Here is a 26210-nt window from a genome sequence, read left to right as displayed (position 1 = left end):
CGAGACGGCGACCATTCATCGCGATTCGAGCACGACGACACTGCGCGGCTCTACGCGGCAGTTGCCGTATTCGACTTGAGCGCTCTCTATCGTCCCAACAATGTCCGACGGCGGTTGCGCAGCCGTATCGACGATGCGCCGCCAGCTCGCGTCGTCGAGAGTGGGAAGCTCTACGTCGCGCGGATCGGCATTCATGTTGAGGATCACGTGCAACATGGGCTCGCCCGGCGCAAGCCCCGCGAGCGTATACGCGACGAGGCGAGCACTCGGGTCGCCCCACGTGGGACATTCGAGTCGCTCGCCATGCCAGGCGACATCGCGATGGGTCCGCCCGTGCTCCGTAGCGCCCGTAAAGAACCGGCGACGGCGCAGGCTCGGGTGACGCTTGCGAAGCGCGATCATCTCGCGCACGAACCGCAGCATGTCGAGCTCGTCGGCGTCGAAGTGCCAGTTCATCCATGACAGCGCGTTGTCCTGGCAGTACGCGTTGTTATTGCCGCGCTGGCTTCGCAGGATCTCATCCCCGGCGAGCAACATCGGTACGCCCTGGCTCAACAGCAGAATCGCGATGAAATTGCGCGCCTGCCGCATACGCAGCCCGGCGATCGACGGATCATCCGTGTCGCCCTCGGCGCCGCAGTTCCACGACAGGTTGTCGTTGCTGCCGTCGCGGTTGTCGTCGCCGTTCGCCTCGTTGCGCTTCGCGTCGTAGCTGACGAGATCGCGCAAGGTAAAACCGTCGTGACAGGTCACAAAATTGATGCTGTTCACTGGCAGTCTGCCGTCCGATTGATAGAGGTCCGCGCTCCCCGCGAGGCAAGTGCACATCTGGCCGATCATTCCCGGATCGCCACGCACGAAGCGCCGGATCACATCGCGGTAGCGGCCGTTCCATTCGGCCCACGCCATGCCCGGAAATGCGCCAACGTGATAAAGACCCGCCGCGTCCCACGCCTCGGCTATCAGCGGCACGCGCGCGAGCACCGGCGACGCTTCCATGGCCCATGGTAGCGGTGGCGTGCGTAGCAAAGCGCCGCCCTCGCCGCGCGTGAAGACGCTTGCGAGATCGAAGCGAAAGCCGTCCACACTGAATTCCTGTACCCAGTACTCGAGACAATGCAGGATGAACGCCGACACCAGCGGATGATTGCAGTTGACCGTATTGCCGCAGCCTGTGTAGTCGAGATAGCGCCCGCCATCGGCCGGATCGACGTGATAGAAGACTTCGTTAGCAAGCACCTTGAAATTGATCACGGGACCGCTCAGGCCTGCTTCCGCGGTGTGATTGAACACCACGTCGAGCAACACGCGGATGCCCGCCGCGTGCATCGCGTCGAGCAACGCACGGAACTCCTGCGGCGCTCGCTCAGGATCGACGCAATAGCGCGGATGCGGACTATAAAAGCTATGCGTGCTGTAGCCCCAATAATTGACGAGCCCCTTCGCTGCTGCCGGTGCGGGCACATCCTGTTCATCGAACGCCATCACCGGCAGGAGCTCGACGTGCGTGATGCCCAGTTCCTTCAGGTACGGAATCTTCTCGACCAGTCCCGCAAACGTGCCGGGATGTCGAACGCCGCTCGATGGATCGCGGGTGTAGCCGCCCACATGCAGTTCGTAGATGATCGCGTCGTCGAGCGTGCGCACGGCCACGTCTTTGCGCTCGGGCAGCGGCTCCGTGACGATGGCCCGAAACGATACATGCCCGGGTTCCCGCGCACCGGTTGCGGGCTCGCGGTGCCAGTGGCGGTCGCTGACCGCGCGCGCGTCGGGATCGAGCAACTCGTGACGACCGGCCGCTTCGTCGTCCAGTTGCGGCACGCCATGCGGGCCGTACGCGCGCCATGTGTAGTAGCACGGCACCGCAAGGTTTGCGATCAACACATGCCAGAAATAGAACGTGCGGTTTCTCTCGGGCGCGAGTTCGATGATCTGGAACGGCGTAACGCTGTCCGTCGAAGCGTAAAGCAGCAGTTCCAGGTGTGTCGCATGCCGGCAAAAAATGCAGAAGTTGACGCCGTCCGGCACGACCGACGCACCGAGCGGAAATCGCGAACCGGGCCGCGCCTGATAATTGCGCGTACTCCCGACGTTAGGGCTGTCCAAGGTCGATCCTCACCGCACGCGCGTTCCAGATCCGCTCGCAGTACTCCCTGATCGAGCGATCAGACGAGAACTTGCCCGAGCGCGCCGTATTCATGATCGACATGCGCGTCCAGCTCCGGGCGTCGCGCCATGCTTCGCTCACGCGGTGCTGACACGCGACGTAATCGGCGAAATCGGCAAGCACGAGAAACGGATCCGAGTGAAGCAGATTGTCGACGAGTGCCCTGAACATTTCGGGGTCGCCGCGCGAAAAACGGCCCTGAGCTATTTGCGCGATGGCTTCGCGCAAATCGTCGTTGGCTTCCACATAGTCGGACGGCCGATAGCCGCCCTGCTTCAACTCCTCGACCTGCTGCGCGGTCAGGCCGAACAGGAAGAAATTGTCTGCGCCCGCTTCCTCGCGAATCTCCACGTTTGCACCGTCGAGCGTGCCGATCGTCACCGCGCCATTCATCATGAACTTCATGTTGCCGGTGCCGGATGCTTCCTTGCCCGCGGTGGAAATCTGCTCGGACAGATCCGCTGCGGGATAGACCCAGTGTCCGTTCTTCACGTTGAAGTCCGGATAGAAGACCACCTTCAGCCGGCCGTCCACAACGGGATCGTGATTGACGACTTCTGCAATGCCGGTGATCAGGCGAATCATCAGCTTGGCCATCGCGTAACCCGGCGCGGCCTTGCCGCCGAAGATAAAGCAACGCGGCGCAATGTCGAGCCCGGGATTGCGGCGTAGCTGGTGATACAGACTGATGATGTACAGCGCGTTCAGATGCTGGCGCTTGTATTCGTGAATGCGCTTGACCTGAATGTCGAACAGCGCGGTCGGATCGACCTCGACGCCAGTTTCGCTCGCGATCCGCGCCGCGAGTGCCGTTTTGTTATCCCGCCGGATCGCGCGCCAGGCTTCATGAAAACCGGCGTCGTCGGCATGCGCCGCCAGTGCGTCGAGTTGCGCAAGATCGGTGCGCCACTTGTCGCCGATCGTCCGATCGAGAAGACGCGCGAGCCCGGGGTTGCTCAACATCAGAAAGCGGCGCGGCGTCACGCCGTTCGTCACATTGAGAAAGCGCTGCGGGAATAGTTCGGCGAAGTCACGCAGCACGGTCTGGCGAAGCAGGTCCGAATGCAGCGCGGCCACACCGTTCACGGCATGAGCGCCAACCGTGGCCAGATGCGCCATGCGTACTTTCTTGTCGCCGCGCTCGTCGATCAGGGACATGCGTGCGACGCGCGCGTTGTCACCCGGAAAAACGCGCCGCACGTCGTCGAGAAAACGGCGATTGATTTCGTAGATGATTTCGAGCGGGCGCGGCAGCAGGCTCTTGAACAGCGGCAAGCCCCAAGTTTCCAGCGCCTCGGGCAACAGCGTGTGGTTGGTGTAGGCGAAGGTGCGCTGCGTGATGTCCCAGGCGGGGTCCCACGCAAGCCCGTGCACGTCCAGCAGCAGACGCATCAACTCGGCTACCGCGATGGACGGATGCGTATCGTTGAGCTGCGCGGCAAACAGGTCGGCGAACTGCTCGATTGACGTGCCCTTCAATGTCATGAGCCGCAACATGTCCTGCAGCGAGCACGAAACGAAAAAGTACTGCTGCGCGAGCCGCAAGCGTTTGCCCGCTTCCGGTTCGTCGTTCGGATAAAGGACCTTCGATAAGGTTTCCGAGACCACCTTCTCCTGCACGGCCTCGTAGTACTGGCCCGCGTTGAAGTCCCGGAAGTCGAACGACTCCACCGCTTCGCTTTTCCACAACCGCAGCACATTGCAGGTATCGACGCGATAGCCCTGCATCGGCAGATCGCAGGCAACGCCCTTTACCTGATGCGCTGCAATCCAGTTCACCCGCAGGCGTCCCTGGTCGTCGGTCTGGTGCTGCGTGTACCCGCCAAAGCAGACGTAGTGGCTCACGTCAGGCTGGACAATTTCCCAGGGGTTGCCGTTCTGCAGCCACTTGTCAGTCACCTCGACCTGCCAGCCGTCGCGAATCTGCTGGTCGAAGATGCCAAACTCGTAATGGATTCCGTAACCGATTGCAGGTATTTCAAGCGTCGATAGCGAGTCCATGTAGCACGCTGCCAGGCGTCCGAGGCCGCCGTTGCCGAGCCCGGGTTCCTCCTCGATCGCGAGCAGCGCGTCGAGGTCCTGGCCGAGCGCATGCATCGCTTCGCGCGCTTCGTCTTGCATGTCGAGACTGAGGAGGTTATTGCCGAGTTGCGGACCGATCAGGAACTCGGCGGAAAGATAGCAGGCAACCTTGACGTCCTCCGCTGCATAGACCTTGGTCGACGCGGCCCAGCGGGCAAGCATCCGATCGCGCACGCTGAAGGCGAGCGCCATGTACCAGTCATGCGGGCCCGCAATGTCCGGATAGCGCGCTGCGCGGCAAATCAGATTCCTCACCACGTCGTTCTGGAACGCGTCGCCGCTCACGTCGCGCGGGGCGGCTTGCGGATTGGTAGTCGCCCCTGCTACGGAAACATCGTTCATGGTCGTTTGCCTCGCCTTTCATGCCGGGGTTGGATGGCCAGCCGGCGCCCATCGCAGCGCGTTCGCCAGATTTCAGAAGTCCGATTCGGCCCAACGGTAGAGCGCCGGGCTCACTGTGAACCGCTCAATACGGCCACACCCACTCGGAAATCTCTGCGCTATCGGTGCCGTGCTCGTGCGCATAATTCAGATTGAGGATGATCGCGTTCCTCATGTCCTCGCGAAGATGCGCAGTTCTACCTTGCAAGCGCGGCACGCGATCGAGCACGTCGAGCACCAGATTGAAGCGGTCCACCTTGTTCAGGATCGCGAGTTCGAGAGGCGTATTGATGTTGCCCTTCTCGGTGTAGCCGCGAACGTGAAGATTCTCGTGATTGCGAAAGCGATATGCGAGCTTGTGAATCAGCCACGGATAACCGTGGAAGTTGAAAATCACCGGCTTGTCCACGGTAAACAGACTATTGAAGTCGCGCTCGGTCGAGCCGTGCGGATGCTCGCTCACCGGCTGCATCTTGAACAGATCCACCACGTTCACGAAGCGCAGCCTCAGTTCGGGCAGACGCTCGCGCAAGATAGCTGCGGCGGCGAGTGCTTCCTGCGTGGCGACGTCGCCGCATGAAGCCATCACCGCATCGGGCTCCATGTCTTCGTCATTGCTCGCACGGCGCCATACGCCGATGCCTTTTGCGCAATGCATGACCGCTTCGTCGATGGTGGTGAACTGCAGATGCTTCTGTTTATCGGCGACGATGACATTGATGCAATCGGTGGAACGCAGGCACTCGTTCGCCACGACGAGCAACGTGTTGGCGTCCGGTGGTAGATACACGCGCGTGACCGATGGGCTCTTGTTCGTCACGAGATCGATAAAACCGGGGTCCTGGTGAGAGAAGCCGTTATGATCCTGGCGCCATACCGTCGACGAAAGCAAGATGTTCTCGGAGGCCACCGAAGCGCGCCACGGCACATGGTTTTTGCATACGTCTAGCCACTTCGCGTGCTGGTTGAACATCGAGTCCACCACGTGCGCGAACGCTTCATAAGTATGAAAGAAGCCGTGACGGCCGGACAGCAGGTAGCCTTCGAGCCAGCCCATCAACGTGTGCTCCGAGAGCATCTCCATCACGCGGCCGTCGCGCGCGAGTTCGCCGCCGTCGTCGTCCTCGGGCAGCATGTCGGCCATCCACACCTTCTTGCTGACCTCGTAGATTGCCTGCAAGCGATTGGACGCGGTCTCGTCAGGGCCGAAGACGCGAAACGTGTTCATGTTGCAACGCATCGTGTCCCGCAGGAACTGGCCGAGCGGCTGGGTGTTCTCGCGCAGCACCTTGCCGGCATGCGTGACCTCGACCGCGTAGTCGCGGAAGTCCGGCAGCTTCAACTCGCGGCGCAATACGCCGCCGTTCGCATGCGGATTGGCGCTCATGCGGCGTGGCCCTTGCGGCGCAAGCTCGCTCAGCTCGGCAAGCAACTGGCCGTTGTCGTCGAACAACTCGTCGGCCTTGTAGCTGCGCAGCCAGCTTTCCAGCAGTTCGAGATTTGCGGGGTTGCCGGTCACATCGGAAAACGGCACCTGATGCGAGCGCCACGAGCCCTCGACCTTGTGGCCTTTGATTTCCTTCGGTCCCGTCCAGCCCTTGGGCGTGCGCAACACGATCATCGGCCAGCGAGGCCGCTCGGGATTGCCGTCAGCACGCGTTCTTTCGTGAATCGCGCGGATTTCGGCGATGATCGTATCGAGCGTGGCCGCCATCTTCTGATGCATCTCCGACGGCTCCGATCCTTCGACGAAATACGGCGTATAGCCGTAGCCCTCGAACAGTGCTTTCAGTTCCTCATGGCTGATGCGCGAGAGGATTGTCGGATTGGCAATTTTGTAGCCGTTCAGGTTCAGGATCGGCAGGACGGTGCCGTCGCGGACCGGATTGATGAACTTGTTCGAATGCCACGCGGTGGCAAGCGGTCCCGTCTCGGCCTCGCCATCCCCGACCACGCAGGCGACGATCAGATCAGGGTTGTCGAGCGCAGCGCCATAAGCATGCGAAAGGCTGTAGCCGAGTTCGCCGCCCTCGTGAATCGAGCCGGGTGTTTCGGGCGTCACGTGGGAGCCGATATGACCCGGAAAGGAAAACTGCTTGAAGAACTTCTGCATTCCCTCGGCGTCTTCGCTTTTGTCCGGGTACACCTCCGAATAAGTACCTTCCAGATAGGCAGGACCGAGTACGCCCGGCGCGCCATGTCCAGGCCCGGCCATGAAAATCACATCAAGATCGTCGCGCTTGATCACGCGGTTCATGTGCGCCCAGACGAACGACAGCGCGGGGCTTGCGCCCCAGTGTCCGAGTAGGCGTTGCTTTACGTGTTCGACCTTCAAGGGCTCCCGCAACAGCGGATTGTCCCTGAGGTAAATCATGCCGACAGAAAGGTAATTGCACGCGCGCCACCACGCGTCGATGCGTCGGAGTTCGTCGTCGGTTAGGGTTGCGTGAGACGAAGTGTTCGATGCGCGCTCGTGGCTCATGCTGGCGTCTCCTGTTCTTGTAGCCTCGATCACAAGTGAACGGTGTCTGTCCCAATGACGTCGACATGAACGGACGCCCGGGACGGTGTGCCGATTGCCAGCGTAGCGCATGCGCGCAGGAGAGGACATGGGACTTTGGTCCTAGCGCATCGCGCCTCGACGCTGTCATCCTATGCGGCTGGCCGTTCAGAGCGTGGCAGCGACCACGCGTTCCCGTGCACTCACTTGAACCCCGGTTTGCACTGGCCGGCTGCTCTCACCTGGAAACATTGCAATCGCCAGCGGTCCAACTGCCTGTGCCCTTATGTTTTAGCGAAATGGTGAGCGTGCTTCCTCTGTTCGCCGTTATCACCTGTCCGTAACTGACGGTCGGAATGAACTGGATATCCGGCGCGACCGCTACCGGGGGATTGCGTGACCCATCGATTGTCAGGTCGAGTTGCACGGTGATGGAGTCGATATCGACGTCCCCCTCCCGCTTGCGAGCCGCTTCCTGCTTCCTGAAATTGCACAATCCGTCGAGGACTTGCTCCAGGGCAGTCGGGATATCTACCGGCTTACCGGGAGAAATCGGCGGCGTGTTGCAGCCGACGAGCAGCAAGGGAAAAGCGAAAGCAGGCAGACAGAGGTGGGCGCGCATCAGCATCTCCTTTTCCGATCGGTATGACGAACGGCATCGTGGGTCGCCGCGGGTTAGATACGCCAACTAGAAACTCACGGCAAACCCGAATGACACGCCATGCACATTGTGTCCGAACACATATCGCACCAAGGCACGCGTCCTGGTAATGATGACCGGATACCTGGTGCTGTCGAGTTCGAGGCCGACGCCCAACGAGGTGAGATCGTTGAAACCCAGCACGCCCGCGCTGTCGCCGAAATAATGTGAGTAAGCCGCTTCGAGCACATAGCGGACTGGCCGGTCCAATGCGTGCCATCCCGTAGGCGCGCGCCAGCGAGTCCACAGGCTGACTTGCTGCGCCATGGCGGACCCCTGCACTGCCTGGGAAGAACCACCGAAGCTGCGCAGATAAATGTCCGTGGCCCGCAACTCAGCGTCGATTTCGTAGTTGTCACGGTAGCGCTCATAGTCGAGCATCAGCGAGCCGCCATAGCCATACGCGTCCAGCGAACCGTTCTCGAGAAACTGGAGGTTGGCATCGGTGGCGCGATTGAAGATGGTCTGTCCCACCTTCAAATCGCTGGAGACGCGACCTAGCGTTCCGTTCAGGATCGGACGAAACACCAGTTCATTCGTGATCCGGAAATCCCATCCAATGCCGACTGTGCCACTGAAGGTGTTCCATTTCGTCGGCACCGGACGCTGTCCCGAGCCGTCGGACGCGACAAAAACCGGATCGTAACGACTATAGGCAAGCGTGCCCTCCAGGTACAACGGAAACGACCGGCTCATCGTGAACCCGCCGCCAAACTGTGTCTGGCCGAAGCCGGGGTTGCCGGTCGTGCCGCTATTGACCGACAGGTTACTGGTAGTGACGTCCGGGACAGTCGTGTAACTCATGACGGCAAGCACGGCGTCCGCGTGCTGTCTGACGTTACCCCCGACCACGGCAGGCCCCGACGACCGGCCCGGAAGGTCCTGCGCAATCGAAAGACAAGGCACCAGGCTGAAGGCTATGGTCGCGCATGCCAACGACGCCCGGCGTGGCCAATGGAGCCGCAGTACATGTATCGCCCGATCGACTGACGATCTGTCCGCGTCCAGTACGAACCAGCACACAGCGTACAGAATGCACATTGCACACTCCTGTATGTTGGGCCATTGCTTCCTTGTTCCCGGGACACGCGCTCCGTGCGGCGCATGAAGTTTTCTCTGGCCTTCTTCGAGCACCCCAACGCGGCAGGCACACGTCGAATTCAGAATAGACAAAATACGCCGCCGTGGCGGGAATATCGCCACCGCGCAGCGGCGCAGTCGTTCAGACGCTCCGTCACGGCATCGTCGTGCCGGGCGGGCTTGCGGAAGCGGGAAACGGCATTTGCGCGGGTTGTTCGTCGACGGGATCCGCCAGCGACGCCGCAGGCGGTCCGATAAACACTGGCAGTAGAACGACATCCCGCTCGGCAGCCGGCATTCTCGCGAGAGCATGCAGCGTCACTCTTGTCATCCAGCAGACATCGGCCGGGGTCGCCGTGGAAGGCTTCGCTGTATATGCCATATACCGATCGACGTTGGACGGGTCGCCGCCCAGTTCGATGACCACGGCACGAGACATTGCCTCGGACGCTGCCGCGTATTCTTCCCGCGTCGGCACGGGTACCGGCGCCGCGGAACCGCTGCTCACCATTACCTTGTACATAAGATCGAGGTAAAGCTCCGCTTCGGCGTCGGACATCTGCGCGATCGTGATGCGGTTCATTACCGTTACGATGTCGACGAGGCCAAAACAATTGACCGGCACCAGCTCGTCGAGCACACGGGTAAGCAGCACGAGGTAACGCGATCGGTCCGCCGGCGTGAGGCGAGCGAGGCCACTCGACATCATGGCTTCCCGCTGTTGCGGATCGAGCAGCACATGAACGAGCGACGGTGCGCCGCCTGGAACATGGGCAGCGATAACCGGGTCGTGCATTACCTTGTCGAACCACGCGAAAATGATGCGGGCTTTGGGCGAGCCTTGGCTGATCCCGTACTGGCGCAGGATGTCATCGATATCGATGGCGCCGGGCTGGGGCGCAGCCGACCCGGCTGCAGCGGCGTCCGGCGACCCATCATGGAAGTCTTGATGAACCGCCGCACTCGCGCTCAACGAGATGAGAAGCGTGAACCATACAGTCAGCCGCAGCATCTCTCTCTCTCCGCAATAGCGACAAGCGCAGGGCTCGCGATACGTTTCGAAACGCATCCGGTTCTTTGTGCATGGACACGTTCAGCGGCATGAAGATCGACGCTTCGAGGCTCGCCGCCAGCGGCTCGACATCCGGCTGCGCCTTCTCATCCGCGTATTCGACGGCAAGAGGTCGCCGCCAGATTCACGAAACGCTATCGCGCATCAGCAGGAGATCGAACGCTTGCGTTGGCACTCCCGGAGACAAGCGTCTTCGCGCCTTTTAACGGCTGCTGTGAGACATGCCGTCTCATCGTGATTCTCCTTGTGCTTACGCGCCGATCAGGGCGCGAGTGTGACGGGCGATCATCAGTTCCTCGTTGGTCGGGACGACCCACACGCCGACCCGGCTCGCGGGCGCGCTGATGCATGAACCGTTCGCTTCGTTCGCGCCGGGATCGATGTCGATGCCGCACCACTGCGCCTGCTCGCCGACACGCTGCCGCACCTGCGCCGCATGCTCCCCGATGCCTGCCGTGAACACCAGTGCATCGATGCCCTGGAGTGCGGCGATCAGCGAGCCGAGTTCTCGACAGATACGATATACATACAGTTCAACGGCGAAGCGGGCACGAGGATCGTCGCTCGCCAGTAGCACGCGCATGTCGCCGGAAATGCCGGAAACGCCGAGCAATCCCGACTGGCAATACAGCAGGTTTTCCACTTCGCGCGTGGTCATCTTCATTTCGTCCAGCAGATACAGGATCACGCCCGGGTCGAGGTTGCCTGAGCGCGTGCCCATCATCAGGCCGTCGAGCGCAGTGAAACCCATCGTGCTCGCGACACTGCGGCATGCCGACAGCGCACACAGGCTCGCGCCATTGCCGAGATGCGCGACCACCGTGCGGCCGGCCGCGGCTCCCGGTGCGATCTCCTGGAGCTTGCTGGCGATGTACTCGTACGACAGTCCGTGAAAGCCATAGCGGCACACCCCGCGTTCGGTAACTGCAGCGGGCAGCGCGAAGGCCTTCGCCTGTTCGGGCTGCGTTGCGTGAAAGGCCGTGTCGAAACAGGCGATTTGCGGCAGCGCCGGATTGCGTTCCGCGATGATTGCGATCGGCTTCAGGTTATGAGGCTGGTGCAGCGGCGCAAGCGGCGTCAGCGTGTGCAGTTCCGCGAGCACGCCGGCATCGATGAGCACTGGTGCGATGAAACGCGCGCCGCCGTGCACGACGCGATGCCCGACCGCCACCAGGCGATGCCCTTCCCGATGCCCGCGCAGAAACTCGGCGATATACGCGATCGCCCCGGCGTGTTCCAGGCCTGCGCCGTCTCCCCATGCGTGAGCGCCGGCCTGCTCGCCGGACGCATCGAAGGCGGCGAAGTGCGGCGAACTGAACAGCCCGTCGATCTGCCCTCGCAGCACGCAAGCGAGCTCGGGGGTTTGCGCATCGAAGGCGCTGAACTTGATGCTTGACGATCCAGCGTTGAGTACCAGGATGACGTCGGCCATGATCTACACCAGCAACCGAGCTTCACGGCCTTTGCTCGCCACCAGCGACGCGACGGCGCACGACGCGAGCCGCGTGATGATCGAATCGGCGCGGCTCGTCAGGATGATCGGCACGCGCGCGCCGAGCACGATGCCCGCCGCGTCCGCCCCGGCCAGAAACGACAGGCTTTTGGCCAGCATGTTGCCGGCTTCGAGATCGGGCACCATCAGAACATTGGCGCGCCCCGCCACCGGCGAATCGATCTTCTTCATGCGCGCCGCTTCGGGGTCGATCGCATTGTCGAGTGCGAGCGGCCCGTCGACGAGCGCACCTGTGATCTGATGACGATCGACCATCTTGCAGAGCGCCGCAGCTTCGATCGTCGACGGGACCTTCGGGTTCACGATCTCCATCGCCGAAAGGATCGCAACCCGCACTTCCTCGACGCGAAGCGCATGGCCGAGATCAATCGCGTTTTGCAGAATGTCGGCTTTCTCCGCGAGCGTCGGTGCTATGTTGATCGCGGCATCGGTGATGATCAGCGCGTCTGCGTGACCCGGCACGTCCATCACGAAGCAGTGGCTCACGCGCCGTTCGGTGCGCAAGCCGCCCTCGCGGCGGACGACGGCGGCCATCAGTTCGTCGGTGTGAAGGCTACCCTTCATGATCGCTTCGGCCTTGCCTTCGCGCACCAGTTCGACCGTTTTCGCCGCCGCCGCGTGACTGTGCGGCACGTCGATCAGCGGATAGTCGGCTATCTGCAGCCCGCATTCTTCGGCGACGGCGCCAATGCGCTCGCGCGGTCCCACGAGAAGCGGCGCAATCAGCCCCATCCCCGCCGCCTCCACGGCGCCTTCGAGCGATGCGCGATCGCATGGATGCGCTACGGCAGTGATCAGCGGCGGCTGGCTTTGGCAAAAGGCGATAAGCCGTTGATACTTCTCGTGCGTACGCTCCACGATTCCTCCCGTGCATTGCGACGGTCGTTGCGCCGCGCGCGGCAACGCCGGCAACGCTGTCATAGCTGTTGCAGGACGACTATCGCCGCCGCGCGACACTACGGCAATAGGACTTTGGACCGATCTCCCGCAGCTTGACTTCGCGAGCCGCGAGTCGATCGACGCCTAGAATGTCAGCGCGAAAATCAATGCACATGTGATCTGGCTATTCATGAACTTCTCCCGTCGATGATGAAGCCTCGCTGTCCCGTTTCACGAGACAGGCGCCTCGTACGGCATGGCGAACTGCTTGCTCCTTAGCGGCAGATCCGCTATCCCCGCCGGAACTGTCGCGCGAGGCCGTCCGCGTCCTTTGGCCAGATCAAAACGGCGGCAGGTTTAGCGCACCGGACTCCGGTCCATGCGTTCAGTTAGCCTTTCCGAAATTGTTGCGAGCGATGGCGGCATGAGGCTATCGGACAAAGGTCTTACGCTCGAAACTGCGGAACGATGGCTACAATCAGACTTTCGGCCATTCTCAATGCAGGCAGGACAAGCGTGACACGAGGCAGCCGGGTCGCCAGCAGAAACGGGGCATCAAGTATTGAGGGAAGGTGCTGGTCGAATGCCGTGCGCGCCCAACAGCCATCGTTCCGGTTGGCAACTATCAAAGCCGGCACTCGAAACAATGAAAGTCAACGTCCAGTTCAAAAGGGATTTGTTAAGCACGACGTTTTTTCCCGTAACCGTCATGGCAAGGCTGGAGGGCCACGAGTCGATGCTATGCCCGCTTACTGCGTTAGCGGGCTCCTCGTTGACACTAAATTTGTCAGCGGTTAGACCGCCGTTCGGTCTGGAAAGAATGCGACGAACCATGCATGATCCGCGGCGACAGTTAGCGCCTTTCGTGGCGATTACTGCTTGCGGCAATGCGCGCGACGATCGGTACCAAGCGAGGATTGAACATGGGGATCGAACTGGCACGACCACTCGCCCGCGCGACGATTGCATCAATGGTGACTCGCGCGACCGCGCGTTGCGCCCGTCTTGCAAACTGCTTCATACGGCGGTTACTGACCGGATGCCTCGCCCATACCAGCGCTGCGAACCACCCGATAACCGTCCATCCAAGCAGAATGTTCACCATGGTCACCGCGAACGCGTCTTCGCGTTCTCTGGCGTCTGCAATCATTGCGGGTACCAGATACAGCATCAGCGCGCCCACAAACAATGCACCCTCGATAATTTTCGACATTTCGATATCTCGTCACAGCTTCGCCTAGCAGACGGCTTGTTGATTAGTGGCCAAAGTACACACGACTGACAGACTCGACGGATTGACGGCCGCCAGATTCTGAAGAGGACGCAGCTACGCCACCATACGAATCACTGACAGAGCCGACTGCACCGTTGCGTTCTGCTGCAACGGTTTGGGCACTCGGGCCTCGCTGCGAAGCAGGTGCCCCCACCGACGGGCGGTAGGAAGGTGCAGGACCGTAGCCGCTGGCAAACACAGGGGCGGCAAACGAAGTAGTGGCGGCGATGAGCACAGCTGCAAGAAGTTTGCTTTTCATGATGACTCTCCGATGCGATTCTGAGGAAGCGCGAATCGGGTGAGACGCGCGCCGTTGACAAGAGTCAGTGTAGACGGCGCCTATCCTTTTTCTATGCCTATAGCGTGAAATCACAATTGCTGCAGACCGAACAATACTGCGCTGCATGGCGGATTCGCGGGCATGCTGCGGTTGGAATGGTCCGCATCGGGTAAGTCGGGAGACCTCCGTATCGGGGTCCCCATAAACGTAAATGAAACAGGACTGCGCCATCGCGGCCAGCCACGTCGACCATGTCTCAGCGCGAGCGCCCGGTGCTGTACCGTTTGCTCGCGCGCCGTCAGTTTATTGTCAGCTCCCGCCGAAGAAGATGTTGCATTGCGGGTTCACCCTGCAGGGCCGGGCATGTTTCGCGCCGCTCTGTACCATCGTATCGGAGGTGCCACCGTACGCTTCCATCCCCGCACTGGGGTTGGAAACCTGTGTCTGACCGCTCTGTTGCGGAGCGGGCTGAGGAGCTTGGGGCGTGCCTTGCGAATGCGCCAACCCGGCGATGAAAAGCAGCCCGACAACCGATCCAACCATCCGTCGTAATTTCACATTGCCTCCTTGATCTGCGTAGGGTTATCCATTCACGCCGTTCGTTATTCGCGGCGAACTCGAAAACCGACACGCGGTTTTCGGATTCAGAAGCGCGCCTGCGGCCTGCGAGTCGAGTCGATTCGCCCAGGACCGTGATCCAGGAAAGTTGGGAAGATACGAAGCGCAGTGCGCCCGGCCGAGACGGGGACGCAAGTTGGCGTGCGCATTGGCAATGCCGATGGATTTTGTGGACCCCTCGACACGAATAGTCGCCCTGCAACTACGTTATAGCGCGTGGGATGACGAATAGTTAGTGATTATTCGACCTGTCTGTTGCGGAGAACTGCGGCGAGATTGTTGGCCACGTTTAGCCGACGATGATCTCCAGAGCGGCCCTCTTATCTTTGACTAAGTACCGCCAAGGTGGTGTTGGTTTTTGGCCCGCAACAAGACGTTCCCTGTGTTTGGCCGGGTCCAACAACGCCTCGCTGTTGCGGAGCCGCTGTCTTCATTCGTTGCCCTGCCAGCGGGCTTTGCACGCGTGTCAGCGGTAAAGCATCGCTACCGGCACAGTAGTTGCAAACGTTAGCTGCGCCACCAGGAGACAGCCATGATGCGGCTCTTTGCAAACTCACTGCAATCGAAACCAACGTGCAACAACGCAATCGTCGTCATTGGCGCTATCGCATTCGTTGCGGTATGCGCGACCGGGATTGCTGCATTCGCCGGGCTATTGCCCGAATCGGAAGGTGTCGCTGTCACAGTGACCGCGACACCGTTGATAGACCTGCAGACCCAAATTAAACAAACAATCGCGAGTCCATGATTCGAAAACCGCGAGAGGCGCCGATCGCATTTGCATCGAGTCGCGAACAGTGGCCACCGGTCGGCCATATTCTTCGCCTTTGCGTTTCGTTGTCCTACCATATCAACTGCGATAGGTTGGCACGCATCGGGCTGACCCCTGCCTTCACATCTTGCTTCGTGTCCCGTCGCGTTTTGCGCAACTCATCCGCGTTGCCGCGCCGCTCATCGGGCAAATCGGCCGCGCAAACATCTCTGGTCAGGAGCGGCCATGAAACGAATCGTCGTGATCGGCGGTGGCTTTGCGGGCTTGTGGAGCGCCATCGGCGCGGCCCGCAAGCTCGATGAGCAAGGTGCGAGCAATCAGGTCGAAGTCGTCATGGTCAATCCTCACGCGCACCACAGCATCCGGGTGCGCAACTACGAAGCGGATCTCGGGGCGACGCTGGTACCGTTGAGCGATGTGCTAAGCCCCGTCGGCGTGCAATGGATCCAGGGCGCAGCCACGGACATCGATGTCGCCGGCAAACAGGTCACGGTGAGCGTCCGCGGACGCACCGCGCCGCTGCCTTTCGACAAGCTCGTGCTGGCATCGGGAAGCCGCCTTGTCGATGCGCCGATTCGGGGGCTCGCCGACCATGCGTTCAACGTCGACACATACGAAGGCGCCGAACGCCTCGAACGACGGCTCCTCAGAATGGTGCATTCACACGGTGCTGGAAGCCTGACCTTCGTCGTTATCGGCTCAGGCCTCACGGGAGTGGAGGTCGCCTCCGAGTTGCCGCACCGTGTGCGCGACCTCCTGGTAGCTAGCGGTGAGCGCCTGCGTGAGTGCGAGGTTCGCGTCGTGCTAATCGAGCGTGCGCCGCGGATCGCAATGGCGATGGGCGGAGCGCAACCGGTCATCGAACAGTCATTGACGCAACTCGGCGTCGAGATGATGACCGGCGTTGAGATCGAGCAGATCGACGACACCGGGATGACGCTCGCGGGCGGCAAGCGCATCGACACATCGACGATTATCTGGTGTGGCGGCATGCATGCGAGTCCGTTGACACGCTGCATTCCCGTCGAGCGCGATGCGCTTGGCCGGGTGCCGGTCGACAAAACCCTGCGCGTTGAAGGTGTCCCCGACGTCTTCGCAGCCGGTGACGTGGCGCGTGCGCTCTTTGAAGACGGCAGGCACGAATCCGTCATGTCCTGCCAGCACAGCAGGCCGATGGGGCGTTTCGCGGGGCACAACGTCGTCTGCGATTTGCTCGGTCTGCCGATGCTGCCGCTCGACATCGACTGGTACACGACCATTCTCGACCTCGGCCCCTGGGGCGCGGTCTACACCGAAGGCTGGGAGCGCAGGCTCGCGGCACAGGGCCAGCAGGCGAAAAACGTCAAACGCGTAATCAACACTGAGCGGATCTATCCGCCCCGCACAGGCAACCGCGCCGATCTTTTCAACGCAGCGGCTCCGATTGTGCAGGCGCCGCCGCCCATCCGCGGGTGACACGCCACAAGCGCGTTATGCGCTCGTGAAGTGGCGTCCGGCAAACGGACTGCCGGCTTCGGTCGCGCACTTTTGCCAGACGCCGTCACCAGCGCGCATCGAACCTTCCGGGCGATGCGCTCAAGTCACCGTGCGGCAGTGCTCACAAATTGTTGCACTTTGTTTCAATCTGCTGAAGTGCCCACCTGGCAACGCTTTGCGTCCCACGAGATAGCCGACGCACGGTCGGAGCGGCCGCGGCAGGGTGAAGATTTCAAACGATAGACCGTTAAAGAACTCAACAAGTGAGGCACACACACCATGAAGATTGAACCCAGCAACTACCCACTCGCGGCCCCGGGCAACAGTACGCAGCGCGCAACGAACAACAGCGATACGAATGGCGCGGTCGAATCCGTGAACCCCGTCGGCGCTCCCGCCGCGCAGAATGCTCAGGTGAATCTCACGTCAATGTCCGCGCTGCGCACGTTCAGTGATCCGGATATCGACACGGTGAAGGTCGAGTCGATCAAAGCCGCGCTGCGTGAGGGCACCTACAAGATCGATTCGGGCAAGATCGCCGACGGCGCCCTGAGCGTTGCGCGCGAGTTGCTGCAAACGACAACTCGGTAACCGGCGGCTAAACCTGGCGGCACCGCCGCGGAGGTAAGGCACGTCGCCGCGCAGCTTCCAACGCCTGCGCATACGAAGATGGCGCTCGCTCGTGACCCGCCGCGGTCCACCTACCGTTTTCCCCGGAGGGCTCGCGTCAAGCCTAGCTCGTCATAGGGCTTCGCCAGAATGACCGCCCCGGCAAGCCATTCGTTGCTCAACGCGCTCGGGTCCGGGTTGCCGGATGCAATCACGACGTGCAGGTCCGGGTATTTCTTGCGCGCCTGAACTGCAAGCTCGCTGCCTGACATACCGGGCAAGCCCAGGTCAACAATCAGCACGTCTACCGGTTGAGCGTCCAGAATCGGGAGCGCCTGTTCGGCACTAGCCGCGGTGAACACGCGGTGCCCGAGACTTTCGAGCATGTCTCCGGTGGACATCAGGATCAATTCCTCGTCCTCGACCAGCAGCACGCGCAGCGCGAGGTAAGCAACGTCGTTGACAGGCCGTTCGCGGACGGGCCGGGAACGGACCGCCGGGGCGGGGCGCTGGCTGTTTAGTTGCCGTTGATTTGCCAACACGTGACGCAGCCGTCGCGCCAAAGCCTCGCGGGTGTATGGCTTACTCAGCAACTCGATGCCTTCATCGAGGCGGCCGCCATGCACGATCGCATTTTCCGTGTAGCCCGACGTAAAAAGCACTGCGATGTCCGGCAACCGCTCCCTGGCCTTACGAGCAAGTTCGGGGCTGCGCAACGGGCCAGGCATGACCACATCGGTGAAGAGCAGATCGATCGGCACGCCGCTCTCTATGATGGCCCATCCGCTTTGCGCATCTCTCGCTTTCAGCACCCGATATCCGAGGTCCGTCAGCATATCGACGACCGTGTTGCGCACGTCTTCGTCATCCTCTACTACCAGGATCGTCTCCGTTCCCCAACCGCGGGTGCGGTCTCAGTCTCCGGCGTGCGATCCTCCTCCTGGCGAGACCTTGGCAAGTAGATACGGATGGTGGTCCCTTCGCCCAGCTCACTGTAGATTTTGATGTGGCCTTCTGACTGCTTGACGACGCCCCACACCATGCTCAGGCCAAGGCCGGTTCCCTGCCCTTCCGGCTTCGTGGTGAAGAATGGTTCAAACGCGTGCTCGATGACTTCTCCCGACATTCCGGAGCCCGTATCGGTGACCGCGAGCATCACGTACTGGCCTGGCCGGACGTCGGGGTGGGCAGCGGCGTAAACGGCATCGAGCGACGCATTTCCCGCCTCGATCGTCAATTTGCCACGGCCTCTCATTGCGTCGCGCGCGTTGATGGCGAGATTCAGCAACGCGTTCTCCACCTGGCTCGGATCGACCATCGTGTTCCAAAGACCGCCGGAGATGACGGTTTCGATCTCTATTTCCTCACCCAGAGCGCGGCGCAGCATATCGTCCATCTCGCGGATGAACCGGCCAAGATTGACCACCTTGGGTCGCATCGGCTGGCGCCGCCCGAAAGCGAGCAATTGCGAGGCAAGTTTCGAGCCGCGTGTGACCCCGGCTAGCGCGTTACGTAAGCGCCTTTCCCCGGCTTCATGGCCGGCGACGTCTCTCGCCAACAGCTGGAGGTTCCCCGCGATCACTTGCAGCAGGTTGTTGAAATCATGAGCCACCCCACCGGTCAGTTTGCCGATCGCCTCCATCTTCTGTGCGTGGCGCAGCGCCTCTTCGACGCGCTCGCGTTCCGCGGCCGCGGTACGTAGTTGCTCATTCGCAGCCTGAAGTTCTAACGTCCTTTCGACGACCTTCGCTTCCAGCGTCTCGTTCAAGCGTAGCTGCCGTTCCTCGCTTTCACGCAAAGCCTGCTCGGTCACGGTGCGTTGTGCGATCTCCGTCTGGGCGGCCTGATACAACCGTGCATTGTCGATGGCGATTGCCGCCTGGGCCGCGACACCAATCAGCAGGCGCTCGGCGCGCTCGGTAAATACATCAGGTTCGGGATGACCGAAGAAAAGACCGCCCAGCACTTCGCCAGAGCGCGAAATGACCGGAGCTGCCAGGTAGCTGCACACGGGCAGATGCCCTTCAGGCATGCCGAAGTACGGAGCGCTCTTGCCATAGCGCGGATCGCGGGTGATGTCGGCGGAGCGCACGATAGCCTCGCCGTTGAACGTCGGCGCAAACACCTTCGTGTTGCGCGGCATCGGAAATTTTGAAAACGCTTCGCGCGGCACGCCCGAGATGGAATAGAGCGTATAGCGCTCGCCACGCTCGTCGAGCACATTGTAGAAAAACGCGCCAAAAGCGGCGCCCGTGAGCTCTTTCGCGGCATCGGTGACGACTTGCACAGCCTGGTCCAGATCCAGCTCGGCCGCGATCGTCGCGCCGATTTTATTGAGGACCTCGAGCAGGTTGGCCTCGTCGCGCAGAGCGTGGCTCATCTGTTTGCGAAGTGTCGCCATGGCGAGCGCTGCGTTGACCCGGGCGACGAGTTCGCGCGCCGAAAATGGTTTGACGAGGTAGTCGTCGGCGCCGGCAGCGAGACCATCCAGGCTCGCCTCTTCTCCCGCTCGCGCCGACAATGCGATGATGGGCAGGTCCTTCAACGCCGCGTCGCCACGGATGGAACGTATCAAGCCAAAGCCATCCAGCCGGGGCATCATGATGTCGGTGAGCAGAAGATCGGGACGGCGGTGGCGAATCGTCTCCAATGCAGCCTGCCCATCCGCGACGACTTCGACATGGTGCGAACCGCCTAGCAGACGTTGCACGTAGGCACGCATGTCGGCGTTGTCGTCGGCCAGAAGAATGTGGGCCCCATCGGTCACCGGCGGTGCCGGCGTCGTAGCGGACTCGCTGATCCTGTCTCTGCCGGAAGTCTCGCGAGGCGCCTGCCCGTCGGGCAACCAGCGCTCAGCCTCGCCGACGTAGGCCTCGACACGTAAGGCGCTGGAGCTCAGCGGTCCTTCATGTTCGATCTGCGGCGTTGCCAGATGTCGCGTGCCAAAAGGAATGGCAACGGTGAAGACTGTCCCTTTGCCGATTTCGCTTTCTACCCGAACGGTGCCGCCATGCAGCCTGACAAGTTCCTCGACGAGCGCAAGGCCTATGCCGCTGCCCTCGAACGAGCGACCGCGCGCCCCCTCGATACGGTGAAACCGCTCGAAGAGCCGCGGCAGTTCCGCCGCGGGAATACCCGTCCCAGTATCCCGAACGACCAGTTCTGCCGTGTCGCGCTGCCTGAGTTCGACCGATACGCCGCCCTCGAACGTGAACTTGAACGCGTTCGAAAGCAGGTTCAGAACAATCTTTTCCCACATGTCACGGTCCACGTAGACCGGCTCCGTCAGCGTCTCGCACTCGACGGTCAGCGTCAGCCCAGCACGCTCCATGGCCGAGCGGAAATTGCTGGCGAGGTCCGTGGTGAGCTGCGCAAGATCCGTGGCTTGAAAGCTGGCCTGCAAGCGCCCCGCCTCGATACGCGAAAAATCCAGCAGGGAATTAACGAGTTTCAGGAGCCGCAGGCCGTTGCGGTGGGCGAGCTCAACCTGCCGGAGCCCTCCTTCGCCGAGTTGCTCCGGATCGGCGAGCAACTCTTCTATCGGCCCCAGCATCAGGGTCAGAGGCGTACGGAACTCATGACTGACATTGGAAAAAAACGTCGTCTTGGCGCGATCGATCTCGGCCAACGCCTCGGCGCGTCGCCGTTCTTCTTCGTAGGCGCGGGCACTGGCCAAGGTGGACGCAATATGTGAGGCGGCTCGCTCCAGGAAAGCCTGGTAGTCGTCGTCAATGGCGCCGCGTGGGCTTATCCCCGCGACGAGAATGGCGGCAACCGCTCCCGGGTGCGCCGTCGCCTGAATCGGAAGGATGAGCGCATGAGTACACGGCTCGGGCCACGGACCGCCAGGGAGCGGGCTCGTGAAACGTTCGGCAAGATCGTTCACGAGAAGTTTCTGCCCTGTCCGCAGCACGCTCGCGAGAGGCCATGGCGCGTCGGCGTGGGCAATGTCGATTACCGTCGGTGCGGCGGGATCGCCCCGGTCGATCCCGGTGAGTCCCATCAGGTGCGCCTGCTGTCCTTTGTCATCGATCCGGTAAAGGAGACTGAATGGCACATCAACGCTTTTCGTGGCGAGCAGCGTCGCCGCGACTGCAAACACCTCTTGCTCGTCTCGCCTCGCCGTCAGTGCCTCGGCAAGCTCGCGCAGCGCACGTTCACGCCGCTCTGCAAGGACAGCGGAAGTCGTTTCCAGGACGGCATTGAAGATGCCCTCTACCTGACCACCCTCGCCCCGGATCGGGCTGAACGTGAAGTTGAAATAGCACTCTTCGGTGTACCCGTGACGGTGCATGGGAAGCAATTGGTCATGCTGCCATACGCCGGCTCCGGTCTCCTGCACTTGATGGAACAGCGGACCGATAGTGTCCCAGATCTCGGGCCAAACTTCCCTGCCTGGCCGGCCCAAGGCCCAAGGGTGCTTCTTGCCGGGAATCGAACTCCAGGCGTCGTTGTAGAGCAGCGCCAGTTCCGGTCCCCAGTAGATGGCGATGGGGAAGTTGGCTCCCAGACAAATGCTCAAGGCGGACCGCAAGCTTTGCGGCCAGGTTTCAGGTTCACCCAGGGGCGTGGCACTCCAGTTGTGGGCACGCATCAGCGCGCCCATTTCGCCGCCGCCATACAGGAAATCATGAGCCACAGACGGTGCTGTACGGTATGTGTCGGATGATGTCTGGTCGCTCACGGCTACCTCAACTGGACAAAAAGGCAGACATTATCCTTCAAATGCGGGGGTTCGTAGTGTGTCCACGTGGGAGGTTCCTTATCTGTCTCCTGCTGACCTTTCACCCTTTCGCGGCCATCGCATCAGGAGGGCAGATAAGCGTGCAAAAGGCGCGCCGACTTTGCGAAATACCTACCGGCGACGTTTCGAGGCAGCGGTCATTGATACCGCTGTTTGGATAGTCAGCACTGCGCGCACGCACGCACAGAATGTGGACACGCTTCGAGAAAGAGCTCGTTGAGCTTGGCCGTGCCGGTCAGGACCTTCATTGCAAGCAAGGCGTTCCAAGGTTGAACACGTGCGGTCAGCCGCCTCGCCTCGGCCGCGGCAAGCGGAACAGACCGTTAGTTGCGTAAGACGGCGCCATTGCCTGGCGCAAACTGCACCGACAGGGCGAGGCGGAAACGATCGCCAACAGCCTCCGGCAGGTGGCATTCAGCGAGTCGTGTACGGGGCCCTCCGCTCGCCGCGCGACTTGCGCAGCGCCCCGCCCTTATGAACCGCGCGCTTGCCGCCCTTCTCGCTCTCCACTTCATATGACGGACTGCACGGCGATGCCGCAACAACATGTCCATCCACTTTTGCGCGCTCAGTAATGACGCGTTTGACGTGCCCGTGCGTTTCGCCCTGCGATGTGTTCCAGCTAACACGATCCTTCGGTTTGAGATCGTCGCTCATTGCGACCCTCCGTTCGTCAAGTTGATGGGAGTCGGATGCGCAATCGACATGCCGCGCACACAGGACGTCGATCTTGCAGCGTCGCGCGGACACCCGGCGCCCCGAGGCGCTGTTGTGAGGCCCGCCTTCGGCCAGCAAATAGCAGTCTCACTGCAGCAAGCCATCAGCAGTCAGGTCGGCATCGCTCCGTCGTTAGGACGATGGCGCTCCTCGCCTGCGATGGCCGCGCCTGTACGGTCGTTGCGCACGTCGCCTTGCTGCCACGTCGACGCCTCGTCCTCCGGCAAGCAATCTCCCTTGCTGAGCGAGAGCAGCACGGGCACAGACTTATACGACGGCGTCCCGCTGCGCGCGTCGCAGTCATGCAATGCGATGAGCCCGTTCGCCTCGGGATAGTAGGCCGCCATCGATCCGCGGGGAATGTCGTAAGCGACCGCCGTCAGGCCGCACAAGCGACGCGATCCGCCGAGGCTCACGGTATCTTCGATCGCCTCGACATCGACGAGATCGCCATGCTGCAGTCCGCGCGAGTCGAGATCCTGCTCGTTGACGAAAACCACATCGCGACGACCCGATATGCCGCGATAGCGGTCGTTGTAGCCGTAAATGGTCGTGTTGTATTGATCGTGGCTGCGTATCGTGGCGAGCAGTAGCGCGTCACTGCGATTCACGCGCGGATCTTCCATGACGCCGCTATGGGCGATGAAACGCGCGCGGCCGTCGGGCGTGTCCCAGCGGCGCGCAGACGCGGCGTTGTAAAGCCGGAAGCCGCCCGGTTCGCGTATCCGCTCGTTGTAGTGCTCGAATTGCGGAAACACCGCTTCGATCAGGTCGCGAATACGGCTGTAGTCGGCGACCCAGCCATCCCAGTCCAGCGCCGGATCGTCGAGCGATGCTTTAGCAATGCCCGCGACGATCGCCGGTTCGGAACGCAGATGCTCGGACGCCGGCGGCAGTGATCCTTGCGACGCATGCACCATCGACATGGAGTCTTCGACGGTGACAGACTGCGGCCCGCTTGCCTGGATATCCAGTTCGGTGCGTCCGAGACACGGGAGCAACAGCGTCTCTTTCGCAGCCAGCAGATGCGAGCGGTTCAGCTTCGTGGCGATATGCACAGCGAGGTCGAGCTTGCGGATCGCGTCGAAGCAGACGCCGGGGTCCGACATCGCGACGGGCAGATTACCGCCCAGACAGATCAGCGCCTTCGCGCGCTCGTCGCGCATGGACTGCATCGCGGCAATTGCGCCGTGCCCGTGCTCGCGCGGAGGCTCGAAGCCGAACACGCGCTTGAGCGAATCGAGGAACGCAGGCGGCGGCACTTCGGTGATGCCCACCGTGCGATCGCCTTGCACGTTGGAGTGACCGCGCAGCGGACAGATGCCTGCGCCATCGCGTCCAATGTTTCCTCGCATGAGTAACAGGTTGGCAATCTGCTGGACGTTCGCGGTCCCGCTGCGATGTTGTGTGATGCCCATTCCATAGCATGCGATCACGGCGCGAGACTCTGCATAAATGCGCGCAAGCTTTTCGATCTCGTCGCGCGCAACGCCCGAGGTCGACACGATCTGGTCCCACGGCGTGGCTTCCAGATCGCGCACCAGCTCGTCGAACCCGGTCGTGTGTTCGTCGATGAACGCGCGATCCACTACGCCCTCGCCTCCGTTCTCGCGGCTCTCCCGGTCCATGTCGAGCAGCGTTTTCATCATCCCTTTCAGGGCCGCGACGTCGCCGCCGATCTTGAGTTGCACATAGTCGGTGGCAATGGGCGTAGAGCGCCCGGTGACCATTTCCACAGCATCTTGTGGCGAAGTAAAACGTTCCAGTCCGCGTTCGCGCAGCGGATTGAGGACCACGATCTTCGCCCCGCGCCGCGCGGCGGCGCGCAGCGTCGCGAGCATGCGCGGATGGTTAGTGCCGGGGTTGTGTCCGATGCAGAATATCGCGTCGCAATGGTCGAAATCAGCGAGCGTGACCGTGCCCTTGCCGACGCCGATTGATTCGGGAAGGCCCACGCTCGTGGGCTCGTGGCACATGTTCGAACAGTCGGGGAAGTTGTTCGTGCCGAATCGGCGTGCGAGCAGCTGGAACAAAAACGCCGCCTCGTTCGACGCCCGGCCCGATGTGTAGAACTCCGCCATGTTCGGATCGGGTAAGGCGCGCAGCGCGGCGCCGATGCGCGCGAACGCGTCGTCCCACTCGATCGGCACATAGCGGTCGGTGGCGGCGTCGTAGCGCATTGGATGAGTCAGCCGTCCTTCGTCTTCAAGCGCGAAGTCGCTCCAATGCCAGAGTTCGCTGAGCGAGTGCCGTGCGAAAAATTCGGGTGTCGTACGTTTGCTCGTCGCTTCCCACGACACAGCCTTCGCGCCGTTTTCACAAAACTCGAACGACGAGGTGCTGCGCGGGTCCGGCCATGCGCAGCCCGGGCAATCGAAGCCGGCCGGTTGATTCACCTTCAACAGCATCGTCGCCTCGCGCGCCACACCCATCTGCTGGCGCACGGCGCGAGCAACTGCCTGCAACGCCCCCCAGCCGCCAGCCGGGCCGCCATAGGGACCAACTCCTGGTACATCACGCTTGCTCATTTCTCGTCCTCCGGTAAGCATCCGGGGAAAGGCGCAAGCGATGTGCCCACGGGGTCGCGCTGATGCAGACTTCGTGGGGATCGGAGATGGGGGCAGACACCGCTAAGGGCAGCCAGCGCCACAAGTTTACAAGCGCGCCGAATTCGTTAGACTGCGCGTCCCCAAAAATCGAGACCTTGCCAATGAATTCAGTCAGGACTCGAGGGCCTCGCGAAACCGACTAAATTAGACTTGCCCGATTTGTGATGCGAATTTGTTGGACTCGCCAGAATATGGGCGCGGCCTGCGTTGCGCCGATTGCCAAGGCGGAGTGCCGAGCATGAACAGATAATGGACCGAAAGTCCGGATTGACGACGCCCCCTCGGCGCAGTACGCGGTTACTTTCTCAAAATATCTCGCTCCATCTTCAGGCGAGCCACTTCGACACTTCTTCCTTGGGTACTTGACCGTCGGCCCCTTCTCCCCTTGCATATTGCCACTGTCGTGATACCGGCCCCAAACCTGCTTAAGAAGCCCGTATGGCTTCTCCCATGGCCCGAGACCATAGGGGCCATAGGGGCCATAGGGGCCATCAACTGTACCGGAACCCCACCCAAGTAAGCATACGCATTCGTCTGCTCGCTCGCCCACCCGATCGGATCCTCACTGACGAATCTGGCGGTCGTTGGGTCGTAATACCGCTCCCGATTGTAGACAAACGGTACTATCGCGCTCTCGCGCAAATGATATGTTGGAGGTTACGTCGTAGTTGCTGGCGCGCAATACTGCTCCGTCCGAGTGATCTAGGCGCGGGGTGCCATTACGTCTTACGTGCAGAT

The 26210-nt window shown here is 61.6% G+C and carries 16 protein-coding genes and 1 pseudogene; 3 read left to right on the top strand and 14 right to left on the bottom strand.

Annotated elements, in window-relative coordinates:
• Window positions 1-15 precede the first annotated feature (15 nt).
• The 10 genes from RW095_RS18270 to RW095_RS18225 all read right to left on the bottom strand — a co-directional run bounded on the left by RW095_RS18270 (window position 16) and on the right by RW095_RS18225 (window position 13906).
• Entirely contained in the window at window positions 16-2106 is a 2091-nt protein-coding gene (locus RW095_RS18270) for a glycogen debranching protein (RefSeq protein WP_317017398.1), read from the bottom strand.
• Window positions 2093-4591 carry a glycogen/starch/alpha-glucan phosphorylase gene (locus RW095_RS18265; protein ID WP_317017396.1) on the bottom strand — a complete coding sequence of 833 codons (2499 nt, stop codon included), beginning with the start codon at window positions 4589-4591 and terminating at the stop codon, window positions 2093-2095. Before RW095_RS18265 ends, RW095_RS18270 begins: the two co-directional genes overlap by 14 nt.
• Before the next feature lie 124 nt (window positions 4592-4715).
• Entirely contained in the window at window positions 4716-7112 is a 2397-nt protein-coding gene (locus RW095_RS18260) for a phosphoketolase family protein (RefSeq protein WP_317017395.1), read from the bottom strand.
• A 256-nt stretch (window positions 7113-7368) separates the two neighbouring features.
• On the bottom strand, window positions 7369-7752 hold the full coding sequence (locus RW095_RS18255; RefSeq protein ID WP_317017394.1) for a hypothetical protein: 384 nt from the start codon (window positions 7750-7752) through the stop codon (window positions 7369-7371).
• A 66-nt stretch (window positions 7753-7818) separates the two neighbouring features.
• The gene (locus RW095_RS18250) at window positions 7819-8739 is read right to left on the bottom strand and encodes a hypothetical protein (protein WP_317019885.1); all 921 of its coding nucleotides are present in this window, start codon (window positions 8737-8739) and stop codon (window positions 7819-7821) included.
• A gap of 325 nt (window positions 8740-9064) precedes the next feature.
• A complete protein-coding gene (locus tag RW095_RS18245) occupies window positions 9065-9922 on the bottom strand; it encodes a hypothetical protein (protein ID WP_317017393.1) in 858 nt (285 codons plus the stop codon).
• A gap of 310 nt (window positions 9923-10232) precedes the next feature.
• Window positions 10233-11414: an acetate/propionate family kinase gene (locus RW095_RS18240; protein ID WP_317017392.1), complete on the bottom strand. Its 1182-nt coding sequence runs from the start codon at window positions 11412-11414 to the stop codon at window positions 10233-10235.
• 3 nt (window positions 11415-11417) lie between these two features.
• Window positions 11418-12353, bottom strand: coding sequence for a phosphate acetyltransferase (locus RW095_RS18235; RefSeq protein WP_317017390.1), 936 nt, complete (start codon window positions 12351-12353; stop codon window positions 11418-11420).
• A gap of 874 nt (window positions 12354-13227) precedes the next feature.
• Window positions 13228-13587 carry a superinfection immunity protein gene (locus RW095_RS18230; protein ID WP_317017389.1) on the bottom strand — a complete coding sequence of 120 codons (360 nt, stop codon included), beginning with the start codon at window positions 13585-13587 and terminating at the stop codon, window positions 13228-13230.
• Window positions 13588-13630: 43 nt separating this feature from the next.
• Complete coding sequence (locus tag RW095_RS18225) at window positions 13631-13906, bottom strand: hypothetical protein (RefSeq protein WP_128597493.1); 276 nt, start codon at window positions 13904-13906, stop codon at window positions 13631-13633.
• A gap of 1171 nt (window positions 13907-15077) precedes the next feature.
• Here RW095_RS18225 and RW095_RS18220 point away from each other — a divergent pair.
• The 3 genes from RW095_RS18220 (at window position 15078) to flgM (ending at window position 17384) form a co-directional block, all read left to right on the top strand.
• On the top strand, window positions 15078-15293 hold the full coding sequence (locus RW095_RS18220) for a hypothetical protein (RefSeq protein WP_317017386.1): 216 nt from the start codon (window positions 15078-15080) through the stop codon (window positions 15291-15293).
• Between the two features lie 249 nt (window positions 15294-15542).
• Window positions 15543-16772 (top strand): NAD(P)/FAD-dependent oxidoreductase, encoded by a 1230-nt coding sequence (locus RW095_RS18215; RefSeq protein ID WP_317017385.1) that lies wholly within the window; start codon window positions 15543-15545, stop codon window positions 16770-16772.
• A gap of 300 nt (window positions 16773-17072) precedes the next feature.
• Window positions 17073-17384 (top strand): flagellar biosynthesis anti-sigma factor FlgM, encoded by a 312-nt coding sequence (flgM, locus tag RW095_RS18210; RefSeq protein ID WP_317017383.1) that lies wholly within the window; start codon window positions 17073-17075, stop codon window positions 17382-17384.
• Between the two features lie 110 nt (window positions 17385-17494).
• On the opposite strand, the pseudogene RW095_RS18200 reads toward flgM, so the two are convergent.
• The 4 genes and pseudogenes from RW095_RS18200 to RW095_RS41495 form a co-directional block, all read right to left on the bottom strand.
• Window positions 17495-22086 (bottom strand): annotated as a pseudogene (locus RW095_RS18200) (response regulator).
• A 474-nt stretch (window positions 22087-22560) separates the two neighbouring features.
• The gene (locus RW095_RS18195) at window positions 22561-22803 is read right to left on the bottom strand and encodes a hypervirulence associated TUDOR domain-containing protein (protein WP_317017380.1); all 243 of its coding nucleotides are present in this window, start codon (window positions 22801-22803) and stop codon (window positions 22561-22563) included.
• 170 nt (window positions 22804-22973) lie between these two features.
• Complete coding sequence (locus tag RW095_RS18190) at window positions 22974-25391, bottom strand: FdhF/YdeP family oxidoreductase (protein ID WP_317017378.1); 2418 nt, start codon at window positions 25389-25391, stop codon at window positions 22974-22976.
• A 378-nt stretch (window positions 25392-25769) separates the two neighbouring features.
• On the bottom strand, window positions 25770-26114 hold the full coding sequence (locus RW095_RS41495) for an RHS repeat-associated core domain-containing protein (protein WP_394365094.1): 345 nt from the start codon (window positions 26112-26114) through the stop codon (window positions 25770-25772).
• Window positions 26115-26210 lie beyond the last annotated feature (96 nt).

Source organism: Paraburkholderia kirstenboschensis (genome assembly GCF_032806925.1).
GTDB lineage: Bacteria > Pseudomonadota > Gammaproteobacteria > Burkholderiales > Burkholderiaceae > Paraburkholderia > Paraburkholderia kirstenboschensis.
This window is presented reverse-complemented; position numbering and strand designations above follow the sequence as displayed.